At 38.0% G+C, this 12730-nt stretch carries 10 protein-coding genes; 6 read left to right on the forward strand and 4 right to left on the reverse strand.

Annotated elements, in window-relative coordinates; translation table 11 throughout:
- The 5 genes from Q2U82_RS10605 (at position 1) to Q2U82_RS10625 (ending at position 7315) form a co-directional block, all read left to right on the forward strand.
- Positions 1-1785, forward strand: a complete 1785-nt coding sequence (locus tag Q2U82_RS10605) for a DUF262 domain-containing protein (protein ID WP_410004845.1) — start codon at positions 1-3, stop codon at positions 1783-1785.
- A 3-nt stretch (positions 1786-1788) separates the two neighbouring features.
- On the forward strand, positions 1789-2340 hold the full coding sequence (locus Q2U82_RS10610; protein WP_410004846.1) for a DUF6642 family protein: 552 nt from the start codon (positions 1789-1791) through the stop codon (positions 2338-2340).
- 6 nt (positions 2341-2346) lie between these two features.
- On the forward strand, positions 2347-6123 hold the full coding sequence (locus Q2U82_RS10615; protein ID WP_410004847.1) for an HsdR family type I site-specific deoxyribonuclease: 3777 nt from the start codon (positions 2347-2349) through the stop codon (positions 6121-6123).
- A 33-nt stretch (positions 6124-6156) separates the two neighbouring features.
- Entirely contained in the window at positions 6157-6591 is a 435-nt protein-coding gene (locus Q2U82_RS10620; protein WP_410004848.1) for a hypothetical protein, read from the forward strand.
- Positions 6592-6844: 253 nt separating this feature from the next.
- The gene (locus Q2U82_RS10625) at positions 6845-7315 is read left to right on the forward strand and encodes a hypothetical protein (protein WP_410004849.1); all 471 of its coding nucleotides are present in this window, start codon (positions 6845-6847) and stop codon (positions 7313-7315) included.
- 287 nt (positions 7316-7602) lie between these two features.
- Here the strand turns inward: Q2U82_RS10625 and Q2U82_RS10630 are convergent, their stop codons facing one another.
- The 4 genes from Q2U82_RS10630 to Q2U82_RS10645 form a co-directional block, all read right to left on the reverse strand.
- Entirely contained in the window at positions 7603-8037 is a 435-nt protein-coding gene (locus Q2U82_RS10630; RefSeq protein ID WP_410004850.1) for a hypothetical protein, read from the reverse strand.
- Between the two features lie 324 nt (positions 8038-8361).
- The gene (locus Q2U82_RS10635; RefSeq protein ID WP_410004851.1) at positions 8362-8994 is read right to left on the reverse strand and encodes an NAD(P)H-dependent oxidoreductase; all 633 of its coding nucleotides are present in this window, start codon (positions 8992-8994) and stop codon (positions 8362-8364) included.
- A gap of 15 nt (positions 8995-9009) precedes the next feature.
- A complete protein-coding gene (locus Q2U82_RS10640; protein WP_410004852.1) occupies positions 9010-9810 on the reverse strand; it encodes a type 1 glutamine amidotransferase domain-containing protein in 801 nt (266 codons plus the stop codon).
- 113 nt (positions 9811-9923) lie between these two features.
- Positions 9924-10508 carry a Crp/Fnr family transcriptional regulator gene (locus tag Q2U82_RS10645; protein WP_410004853.1) on the reverse strand — a complete coding sequence of 195 codons (585 nt, stop codon included), beginning with the start codon at positions 10506-10508 and terminating at the stop codon, positions 9924-9926.
- A 621-nt stretch (positions 10509-11129) separates the two neighbouring features.
- On the opposite strand from Q2U82_RS10645, the gene Q2U82_RS10650 reads away from it, so the two are divergent.
- On the forward strand, positions 11130-12728 hold the full coding sequence (locus tag Q2U82_RS10650; protein WP_410004854.1) for an ATP-binding protein: 1599 nt from the start codon (positions 11130-11132) through the stop codon (positions 12726-12728).
- The last annotated feature ends 2 nt before the right edge of the window (positions 12729-12730 follow it).

Below are 12730 nucleotides of genomic sequence, written 5' to 3' on the forward strand. Positions count from 1 at the left end.
ATGATTGAAGTTACAGGCAAACAAATTGCCACCAATAAAATATCAATTAAAGATTGTTTTGGAGAAGATATGTGGTATAATATTCCTGACTATCAAAGACCTTATGTATGGGGAGAGGACCAGATATCTACTTTATTGGACGATATTTCTTATGCTGCACAAAATACACCGGAAAGTCAATATTTCTTAGGTTCTTTAGTTCTACATTGTGAACAAAGACAACATGACGATACCTCATATATTGAAAATTCTGTTTTAGATGGTCAGCAAAGGTTGACAACGTTATATCTATTGCAAGCTGTTATAAGAGATATAACCACAATACAATCGAGAAAAAAAACATGTGAAACTTCAATTTTTCAAGAAGGAAACCCCGACGACGGAATTCCTGAAAGATTACGTATTGAATTTGCTATTCGGGAAGATGTTGAAAAATTTATTAATGAATTTGTAAAAAAGGAAGGAGGGACTTTAAAACACAAAGAGCTTACGGAATTAGTACAGAAATCCACTAATGTTTCAATAAGGAATATGGCAGATGCCCTTTTGATTTTACATAAATGGTTTAACGATGAAAATAATCTTGATATTGATATTCTCTTCCCTTATTTAAGGCAGTATGTAATATTAATTTATGTTGCTAGCAGTGAACTAGAAGATGCATTTAGATTATTTACGGTTTTAAATGATAGAGGAATTAAGTTGAGAAATAGTGATATACTAAAAGCACAAAATTTGAAGGAAGTTGGTGACGAAAAACTACAAAAGGAATATGCTGTTTTTTGGGAGGAGTTAGAAGGGGAGCTTGGAGAGGATTTTGACCAATTCCTATCTTATGTAAGGACCATTTTAGTTAAAGATAAAGCTAGGCATAATTTATTAAAGGAGTTTGAAGATAATATATACAATCCCAAAACTTTTAATCACAGCACAAAAAAGCACCAACCTGTAAAACCTTTATTAACAAAAGGAAAAGAAACTTTTGAAACTATAAAAACTTATAAAAAGCATTATGATAAAATATTTGATGGCAATAATTATAATGTTAGTAATAATTGGGCCTTTGATAATTTGATTAGTGTCTTACAAGATACTGCATTATCAGATATTTGGATTGCACCTTTAATTTTATATAGAAAATACTTTGGAGATAATCATATCTATCAATTCCTTTTGAAGGTAGATAATAAATTTTCAGGCGATTGGATTGCCCGAGAAACTCCTACTTATAGAATTGAGGCAATGAATTCTATCCTAAAGGTAATAGAATCTGTTGCGCATGAGAATTTAAGTGGACAGGAAAAAATTGAAAAAATATTAAATTCCGAAGTATTCAATTTTAATACTTTGGAATTTATAACACAGCTTGAAAATAATACAATTTATGGAAGACGATTTGCTAGATATATTTTACGGAAAATAGATTTCTTACTTGGAGGACCTTATCATGCAGAAAGAAGAAACTCCTTTTCTCAAATGACAGTTGAGCATATTTTACCCCAAACCCCTGAAATTGGGAGTCAGTGGCAAATAGATTTTACAGAAGAAGAAAGAGAAGAATGGACTCACAAAATGGGTAATTTAGTATTGATAAGTAGAAGAAAAAATTCACAACAAGGAAGATTAGATTTTTCATTAAAAAAAGCCAAATATTTTAAAGAAAGTATTGAGACCTTTCCAAACTCTATACGGATTATGCAAATGCCTGTTTGGCGAATTATGGATTTAAAAGACAATCATTACTACTTATTAAAGCTGCTAAAGAAACAATACGGCATAACATAATATATGGAATATATCAAGCATATTATGGCAATTGAGGGAGAATGGAGTGAAAATCTTAATTCTAAAGAAACTATTAAATCTGCATTGGATTTCTTAAATGAAAATGGAAAAATAGAATCTATCTTTCGAAAAGTTTCAAGTCAAGAAGCCTTATATAATTATTTAGATAAAGTTTTGCAGTCGAGATATAAAAAGTATGCTATAATATATTTGTCATTTCATGGTACAGTAAATAATATTCAGATTTCTAAAACAGAGATAATAACTTTAAAACAATTTGCTGAAGATTTTAAAGGTGCCTTAAAAAATAAAATTATTCATTTTAGCTCTTGTTCGACATGCAGAAATACAAAAAGCCTTGAATATTTTAAAAAAATTACGAACGCTGAGCTAGTCTCAGGATATAAAAATGATATTGGCTTTATAGATAGCACGTTATTAGATATTGGTAATTTTACATTATTACAGGAATACGTTAAATTCGGATATATAGAGAAAAAATTAAATACAAACTATGGCACACTTTGTAAACGGCTAGGATTCATTAAAGTTTAATTTAATATGACCAAAATCACTGAAAACCATATTGAGCTATTAGCTATTGAAGAACTAGAAAGTTTGGGCTATAGCTATTTATATGGCCCGGTGATAGGTCCCGATGGCGATAAACCAGAACGGACAAATTATGAGGAAGTTTTATTGGCAGCTAGGGTAAAGACAGCCATAGCAAGAATAAACCCTTCATTATCCAAAGAAATACAAAGCGAGGGTTTTAAGGAGCTACAGCGCATCCATTCCCCAGAATTGTTGACCAACAATGAGGTTTTCCATAGAATGCTAACCGAAGGTATTCCCGTGGATAAACAAGTGGATGGCTTTACAAGAGGGGACCGCATTTGGTTGGTTGATTTTAAAAACCCAGAAAACAATGAGTTTTTGGTAGTTAATCAGTTTACGATTATTGAAGACGGCAAAAATAAACGCCCCGATTTGTTGCTATTTGTTAATGGCATTCCGTTAGTGGTATTGGAATTAAAAAACGCCGCCGATGAAACGGCAACGATACGTTCCGCATATAAACAAATAGAAACCTATAAACAGCAAATACCCAACTTGTTTACCTATAACGGCTTTAATGTAATCTCCGATGGCTTGGAAGCAAAAGCAGGTTCGCTTTCGGCTGGTTTTAGTCGCTTTATGAGTTGGAAAACCAGTGATGGCAAACAAGAGGCTTCCCATTTGAAAAGTGAATTAGAGACGCTGATAAAGGGGATGCTTAATAAAAATACATTGCTTGATTTGTTAAGGCATTTTATTGTGTTTGAGAAAAGCAAAAAGGAAGATGCCAAAACAGGGGTTATCACTATACATACCGTTAAGAAGTTAGCTGCTTACCATCAATACTATGCAGTGAATAGGGCAGTGGAATCTACTTTGCGGGCGGCTGGGTATTTACCCACCCCTAGCCCCTCCGAGGAGGGGAACACCCCTAGCCCCTCCGAGGAGGGGAATAATCTGAAACTATTTGAGGATAGTACCAATCAAATTCCCCTCCCGGGAGGGGCAGGGGTGGGTTCTTTTACACGTAAAATACTCCCATACAATCCCATACTCAAGCAAAGAGCAAAAGAACTCCGCAAAAACATGACCCTTTCCGAGGTCTTGCTCTGGAAAAATCTAAAGAACAAGCAAATGCTTGGTTTTGATTTTGATAGGCAGCGCCCCATTGATGAATACATAGTAGATTTTTATTGCAAGGACCTTATGCTAGCCATTGAAATAGATGGCAATACACACCATTCACCAGAAGCCCAGCAAAAAGATGCGAAACGTCAAAAAAGACTGGAATCATTAGGGGTTAGGTTTTTACGATTTGATGATTTGGACATAAAGAAACAGATGGTTAGTGTATTGAATGCCATACAATATTGGATTGAGGAGTATGGGAATGATCTGGTGGGGAGAAGACCCACCCCTGGCCCCTCCCAGGAGGGGAAGCCCACCCCTGGCCCCTCCCAGGAGGGGAATTCTGTAAATGAAGCTCCAGAAAGTTATGGTTTACCGGGAGTAATGAACCAGCCTATTGGCGATAGGAAAGGTGGAGTGGTATGGCATACCCAAGGAAGTGGGAAGTCTCTTTCTATGGTTTTTTATACAGGTAAAATTGTGCTGGCTTTAGACAATCCAACCGTTTTGGTTATTACGGATAGGAATGATCTTGACGACCAACTGTTTGACACCTTTGCTTCCTCTACACAATTATTACGGCAGGAACCCAAGCAGGTAGAAGACCGCAAACATTTAAAGGAATTACTTAAAGTAGCTTCTGGTGGTGTGATATTTACGACTATTCAAAAGTTTCAACCTGAGGATGGGAATGTTTACGAAACATTATCTGAAAGGAAAAACATTGTAGTTATAGCCGATGAAGCACACCGAACCCAATATGGGTTTAAAGGCAAAACCATAGATGATAAAGATGAAAGGGGAAATGTAGTAGGGAAAAAGATAGTGTACGGCTTTGCTAAATATCTTCGTGATGCCTTGCCACAAGCTACCTATTTAGGTTTTACAGGTACGCCAATCGAAAGTGCCGATGTAAACACTCCTGCCGTTTTTGGAAATTATATTGATGTGTATGATATTGCCCAAGCCGTTGAGGATGGAGCAACAGTGCGTATTTTCTATGAAAGCAGACTGGCAAAGGTAAACCTAAGTGAAGAAGGAAAACAATTAGTGGAAGAGCTAGATGATGATTTGGCACAAGAGGATTTAACCGATACCCAAAAAGCAAAAGCCAAATGGACTCAATTAGAAGCATTGATTGGTAGTGAAAATCGTATAAAAAATATAGCAAATGACATAGTAAGTCATTTTGAACAAAGGCAAGAAGTTTTTGAGGGCAAGGGAATGATAGTGAGTATGAGCCGAAGAATTGCTGTTGCACTCTACGCAGAGATTATAAAATTGCGCCCCCATTGGCATTCAAAAGATATTGATAAGGGGGTAATAAAAGTAGTAATGACCGCCGCATCCTCAGACGGACCCGAACTGGCAAAGCACCATTCAACCAAAAGCCAACGGAAACAATTGGCAGATAGGATGAAAGACCCCAATGACGAACTTAAGTTGGTTATTGTAAGGGATATGTGGCTAACTGGTTTTGATGCACCAAGCATGCATACGCTCTATATTGACAAGCCTATGAAAGGCCATAACCTTATGCAAGCTATAGCCAGGGTTAACAGGGTTTATAAAGATAAGCCAGGAGGGCTGGTTGTGGATTATTTAGGGATAGCTTCTGATTTAAAAAAGGCATTGTCCTTTTATTCAGATGCGGGAGGTAAGGGAGACCCAGCATTGGCACAGGAGCAAGCTGTAACAATTATGCTAGAAAAATTGGAAGTTGTATCTAATATGTTTCATGGCTTTAATTATGAAAATTATTTTGAGGCTAATACTTCACAAAAGCTTTCCTTGATTCTTGAGGCAGAAGAGCATATTTTAGGTTTGGAAGATGGTAAAAAGCGTTATATAAATGAAGTAACCGCTCTTTCTAGTGCTTTTGCAATTGCAATACCCCATGAACAAGCTATGGATGTAAAAGATGAGGTTTCTTTCTTCCAGGCCGTAAAGGCTCGATTGGCAAAGTTTGACATTACGGGTTCAGGAAAAACAGATGAGGAAATTGAAACTACTATTAGGCAAGTAATAGATAAGGCATTGGTTTCAGACCAAGTGATAGATATTTTTGACGCTGCAGGAATAAAAAAACCGGACATTTCAATACTTTCAGAAGAGTTTATGTTGGAGCTTAAAGGGATGAAACACAAAAATGTTGCCTTGGAAGTGTTGAAAAAACTGTTGAATGATGAAATAAAGGCTCGTGCCAAAACTAATTTAGTTCAAAGCAAATCACTAATGGAAATGCTGGAAGATTCCATAAAAAAATACCATAATAAAATATTGACGGCTGCTGAGGTGATGGATGAATTAATTCGTTTGAGTAAGGACATTGTAAAAATGGACAGCGAAGCTAAGAGTTTGGGATTAACGGATTTTGAATATGCATTTTATACAGCAGTAGCGAATAATGATAGTGCTAAGCAGTTAATGCAACAGGATAAATTAAGGGAATTGGCGGTTATATTAACTGAAAGGGTACGGCAGAATGCTTCGATTGATTGGACAATAAAAGAGAGTGTTCGTGCAAAGCTAAAGGTGATTGTGAAAAGGACTTTACGTCAATTCGGCTATCCACCCGACATGCAGAAATTGGCTACTGAAACTGTTTTGAGACAGGCGGAGTTAATTGCAAATGAACTTACTCAGCTATAGATACAAGAGTGCAACATAATAAAATCTATAATTATGAAAGAAGTTATAGACAAACACAACTTAACGTATGAAAAATCAACATATGAGCTTAGACTAATTAGAGTAAGCAGAAAATCTTTTTATGTTGATATATCTCATATCATTCATGCTTCAGAAGAAAATAGCGCTATTAAAATAAGCCCATCTGCATTACCAGATATTATTGAAGTTCTTAAGAGCTTTAAACAAATTCTTGATGAGTCAACAATTGAACATCCAAAATACATTAGCGAGGCTGTTCAGCAGATAATACAGGATAGGTATTTGAAAGGAGTTTCCATAAAAGACGTTGCATTGCAGATGGGAAAAACAGAAGAACTAATAGAAAAAATTCTTAGAAGCCGAGATATTGAAATTGTTCCAAACAAATTGCCTTATACTTATAATGAATCAGCTAAAAAAAAGTGGAGGAGTAGGAGGAAAAGATAAATACTTTTATTGTTGCGAGGGTTTTGCTGAAGTAACACAAGTCTATTGCTTAACAGACGAAACTTTTCCACAACCAACTCGATACATTAATCCCCCAAAAATCCGTATCTTAAACCTTCATTTTTAAAACCTACGGACTATGAAAAAACTAATGATCGTTTTCATTTTGGCAGTGGCGTTCTCAACTTTCGCCCAAAACAAGATCCTGCCAAAAGACATACAGGTAAAAACAGCTGTCCTGGCCGCCCCCGAAATGTACCGCGAAGATGCCACGGTTCTGGGCTATAATCAAGAAGGAAAGCTCGTTACCCTGCGCGAGGGCAACAATGGCATGGTATGTTTGGCAGACGATCCCAACAAAGAAGGAATAAATGTTGCGTGTTATGGCGCCGAATTGGAACCCTTTATGGCTCGTGGCCGGGAGTTGGCGGCTGAGGGTAAATCAAACGAAGAAAAGCGGGAGGCACGAAAAAATGAAATAGAGGCGGGCACCCTTAAAATGCCTTCGGAACCGTCTATGGTATATATTTTGGCGGGAGAGGAAAAGGACTATAGCGCCGAAACGGGCGAACTGCTAAAGAGCAAGATACGCTACGTAATCTACAAACCCTATATGACGGGCGAAAGCACAGGGCTGCCCACAAAACCCCAAGCCCCCGGCATGCCCTGGCTGATGGATGCGGGCACCCACCGTTCACATATTATGATTACCCCGGCGAATTAGTTTTCGGTTGTGGGTTTTCGGTTGTGGGTTTTCGGTTGTTGGTTTTCGGTTGTCTGTTTTGAGATGTGAGGCGTGAGCCCTCCGGCCATAGTTCAGGATAGACTAAAGTCGAACCCTTTTTGAAAATAAAATAAGTATATATTACCAATACTTCGTTCACATTTTAGAGATTTAAGACAAACGTATTAAAAAGGTATTACTTATGATTTGTCCAAATGACTTGAACATTATCAGCTGGAATTAAAAGAGATGTATGCGCCTATACAAGAAGGCCTAATTTAAACTTTTTATAGTTGATCAACCCTTGTCTGTTTTGCAATCAAAATTTTGTGAACTAATTCATTAATTTTATCAATATCCATGCCGTGTGGAGCAAAATTCAGATGTGAACCTCCGTTTGAGGAGATAGAAATTAAACGCTTTCGTGTAGCCCACCATATTCCAAGACATATAATTCCCAATGTAATTCCGGCTAGAGTGGATAATTCTCCAATATAAAAACTACCGAAGAAAAAACCACTTACAACAATTAATGGCGCCAGAATAAGAAGCCAGATATCGCTCTTGAACTTTGTCTCTATTGAACTGATATTCTCAAGAAAAATAGTAATAATGCTGGATTGTCCCCATTCACTCTCGACCATCTGAACACGATGATTGGTTAATATCATTTTCTTATTTTTTGATATGAAGAGTTGCTCTTCGTTCGGTAGCAGTTTCATTCTTAAAGAAATTTAATTTGCGTATTTGTTTTTATAATTTATCTTGAGTTATCTACTCAAAAATATAAACAAAAATTTAAGCTACTGTGAGGAAATCCCCATTTACCACCAAAAAATCCTCGCTTCCCACTTCGTACTTTGCCCTTCCCATAATCGACAATCGAAAACCGGCAACAAAGAACTAACGACCACCAATCGGCTACCAACAAATTTTCTCCGTCTTTCGGATAAGGAAAAAAGCTAAAAAAACCCCCAACAATTCCATTTTCATGGAAGGGTGAGGGTTTTGGAGGAACATTTTAACCTAACTATTAACCTAATCTATTATTTTAATTCCGTAATAAATTCCATTTTTGGAGTGCGCACTTTTTTCATATTTACTAGCCAGTCTCCCTCCTCATTACGATAGCCCAGAGCTAATATCAACACGCTTTTTAAGCCCTGTTCCTTTAGCTCCAATAATTCATCTACCGCTTCGGGCGTAAAACCTTCCATTGGTGTGGCATCTATCTTTTGTTCTGCTGCAGCGGCAATGGCCATGCCAAAAGAAATATATGTTTGTTTTGCTGCATGGTTTGCCTGCCAATCTTCGCCTAGGGGTTTATACATACCCCAGAGTTTGTCTTTGTAGGCGTTCATGGTATCGAGGGGAAGGTTGCGCTCCTTTAGGGTATAGTTGAAAACCGATTCAATTCTCCCTAAGGAATATCCATCCCACGCCGCAAAAACCAATACGTGCGAAGCGTCCAATATCTGACTTTGGTCCCAAGCAACAGGTTTTATCTTTTGTAAAAGCTCCTTGTTGGAGATTACGAATATCTTATAAGGCTGTAGGCCCGAGGAGGAAGGTGCCAATCGGGCTGCTTCCAGTATATAATCCAGTTTTTCTTGGGGAATGGTTTTACCATTCATTTTTTTGGTGGCGTAACGCCACTTTAAATCTTCTACTAAATTCATATCGTATAGTGTTTTTTATTTATTTAATTGGTCCCAAAGCTTTTCGGCAACCAACTCAGACGAGGCAGGATTTTGGCCTGTAATTAAAAGTCCGTCTTCCACAGCATACGCTGCCCAGTCATCACTTTTGGAATAGTCCCCTCCGTTTTCCTTCAGCATATCTTCCACTAAAAAGGGAACAACATCGGTAAGTTGTACTGCCGCTTCTTCACTATTGGTAAAACCAGTAACCTTTTTATCTTTTACCAACGGCAAGCCATCAGCGCCTTTTGTATTTTTAAAAACCGCTGGGGCATGACAAACTGCTGCCACTGGTTTATTGTGTTTGTAAAATGACTCTATAAGGGCAATGGAATTTTTGTCATTTGCTAAATCCCATAACGGGCCGTGGCCTCCTGGATAAAAAACCGCGTCAAAACCAGCTTGGTCCACGGTTTCAAGTTTCACTGTGTTTGCAAGAATTTCTTGCGTCTCTTTGTCAGCATTAAACCGAACTGTTGCAGGGGTTTGGGCATCTGGAGCAGCACTTTTTGGGTCTATTGGGGGTTGTCCGCCTTTTGGGGATGCAATTGTGATCTCCACACCTTTATCTTTTAATAAATAGTATGGGGCTGCAAATTCCTCAATCCAAAAGCCTGTTTTTTCGCCAGTGTTCCCTAAGTTGGAGTGGCTTGTCAATACAAATAATACCTTTTTCATTGTTTTTTCTTTTTCAATACTTATAGTTTCAATTTTAGACTTGTCGTCTTGTTTGTTGCCACAGGAAGTAAGCACAGTGGCAATAACAGTTACAAGTAAAATAACTTGTTGTTTCATAATCCCGTTAAATTGCTGAAATTAGAGTAGTAGTTATACTTTATTTCAACTATTTATAGTGAATACAAAGTTAGCTGGCAGGGTTGAGAAAAAAATTGACCTATGGTAAGAAACTATCCCTTCACCAATTCCTTTCGAATACGGCTTAGGCTCTGGGTTGTGATGCCTAAATAGGAAGCAATATGATAGTTTTTAACGTTTTGTTCTATGTTTGGGTAGGTGTTTATAAAATTTAAATAACGCTCGGAAGCCGTTTGTGAAAGATTGGCAATAATTCTTTTTTGGAAGGAAGCAAAGGCGCGTTCCATCTTTTTCCTGAAATAAGATTCAAGCTTTGGCATGTTATGGTACAACTGCTCCATATCATTTTTGGAGATTTTGTAGAGCGTGGCATCTTGAATACATTCAATATGCATCAAGGCGTTACTGCTATTGAAGAAGGCAGTATAGTCACTAATCCACCAATCGGCTATAGCGAACTGCACAGTATGTTCTTTGCCGTCTGGGGCCATATAATAGGTACGGAGGCAGCCCTCGGCCACATAGTATTGATTATACACTGTTTCACCAGCTTTTAGGAGCAAGCTGTGTTTGGGAAGGTGCAGTTTTTCAAAACTCCGCGTCAACAGCTTCCGTTCCTCTAGGGTGAAGGACAGGCCGTTAAAAATTGTAGTTATCAGTTCTGTTTCTAGCGTCATTGCTTTTTGGTACTGTAAAAATACGTCAAAAGACTTTGCAATTTGCCATTAGCCATTAGCCATTAGCCGTTAGCCGTTAGCCGTTAGCCATTGGCCGTTAGCCATTAGCCGTTAGCCGTTGGCCGTTGGCCGTTAGCCGTTAGCCATTAGCCATTAGCCATTAGCCGTTAGCCATTTGCCGTTAGCCATTAGCCGTTAGCCGTTAGCCATTAGCCGTTAGCCATTAGCCGTTAGCCATTAGCCGTTAGCCGTTGGCCGTTAACAATTTACAATAAGCTATTAAGAATCGAGAATTGTGAACGGAACACTTCAGCTATGTTTATCCTTTATTAAAGCTTAGGAGCGCTATGGGCTTTAATTACTTTTTAAGGAAGTTAAGGACAAAGGTATTTTTCAATCATATACTTTGTAATGGGCTTAAGGGATTTATCTGTTTCTGGATGTTTTCCCAAGTTAAGGGTGTACAAGCATGTTGTGGCGATGATGGGAATCTGCCCCCGCCACCGCCACCACCCGTAGGCGGAAACGGAGGCTGATAAAAATTTACCAAATTGTTAGTACTTTAGAGGAATGAATTCACCGCGTTTTTCATTCCTCTTTTTTTTAATTTCTCTCATATTTTTGAGCATAACATGCTATTCGCAACAAAGTGATAGTACGGCCTACTATTACAAGAAAATGTTGCATCCTACCCAAAGTTCAGATATTCCCTTGGCCATACAATTTTACTCGGTTCAGTCTGAAAAACACCTCTCTCAAAATAAAATTTATGAGGCGATAAAAGGGTTTAGAATGATTGCAATAGGCGAGTACGAAATGGGGAATACGTACGATAGTGAAAATGCGATAGTACGGGCGCTGGCGCTTATAGAGAACTCCCCCAAAACCGACACCCTTATTGAAGCACGCAAAGGACTTTACAATCAGTTGGGAAAAATATACAGAGCCTCAGACCAGCCTGAGAAAGCAATAGAGGCTTATAATGTAGGGCTGCAATTTTCAAAGACAACGGCAGATAGTATAACGCTACTAAACAATAAGGCGACTATTTATAAAGATGCCAAAAACTATCAACAAGCCTTGGAGCAATTGGAACTGGCATTGCAGAAAAAGAATAGCAAACACTATCCCGAAGAGGTGGCTAGGGTGCTGGATAATTTGGGATATGTACAATTTAAACTCAACAACCCCAATGCCCTTGCCAATTTAAACAGATCCCTACAGCTTAGGGACAGCCTAAATGATTTATATGGCCTTTACTCCAGCAATAAAAATTTGGCCCTTTATTATTTTGAAAGGAGTGAAAAACAGTTGGCAACCTCCTTTGCAAATAAGGCATACGATGTTGCAAATAAACTTAACAGCCTCACCTATTTGCAGGATGCCCTTTCGCTGTTCACCCAAATGGCAGACGACCCCAAGATTGTTCAGTCTGATGCTATTGCAGACAGTATAGCCAAGCAAAAACAATTGGCCCAAAATAAAAATGCCTACCTAAAATATAATGTTGAAAAGGAACGGAAAAATACCATGGTGGCGCAATTGGAAAAAGAAGAAGAGAAGAATCAAAAAATCATATTTATATCCCTGGCCATATTCCTACTTCTCAGTTCGGTGTTTGTATTTATTGCCCTTCGGCTGCGCCATAAAAAGGAAAAAATAGTACAGTTACACACAACCGAGGCACGTATTTCCAAGAAAGTACACGATGAGGTTGCAAACGATGTATATCAACTAATGGCAAAGGTGCAGGGAAGTGTTGGCGACAAAGAAGCGCTACTGGACGATCTTGAAAATATTTACAACAAAACCCGCGACATTTCAAAAGAAAACAGCGCTATTGAAATAGAGGAAGACTTCAGCGAGCAACTCAACGATTTACTGTTAAACTATCAAAACGAAACGATAGCCATTGTTACCCGCAACATTTCCACTATTGAATGGGAAACTGTTCCAAAGACAAAAAAAACGACCATTTATAGAGTGTTGCAGGAATTGATGACCAATATGAAAAAACACAGCAAAGCAACAGCAGTAGCGCTAACTTTTAATCAGGAAGGAAAAAAAATATTCATTGAATACACCGATAACGGCGTAGGTTGTACCCTAAAAAATAAAAATGGACTTCAAAATGCGGAAAACCGTATTCAAGCAATTAAGGGAACCATTACTTTTGATTCTGAACCCGGAAAAGGATTTAGATCAAAAATAAGTATATGAGT

The sequence above is a fragment of the Aequorivita nionensis genome, from assembly GCF_046352995.1.
Taxonomy (GTDB): domain Bacteria; phylum Bacteroidota; class Bacteroidia; order Flavobacteriales; family Flavobacteriaceae; genus Aequorivita; species Aequorivita nionensis.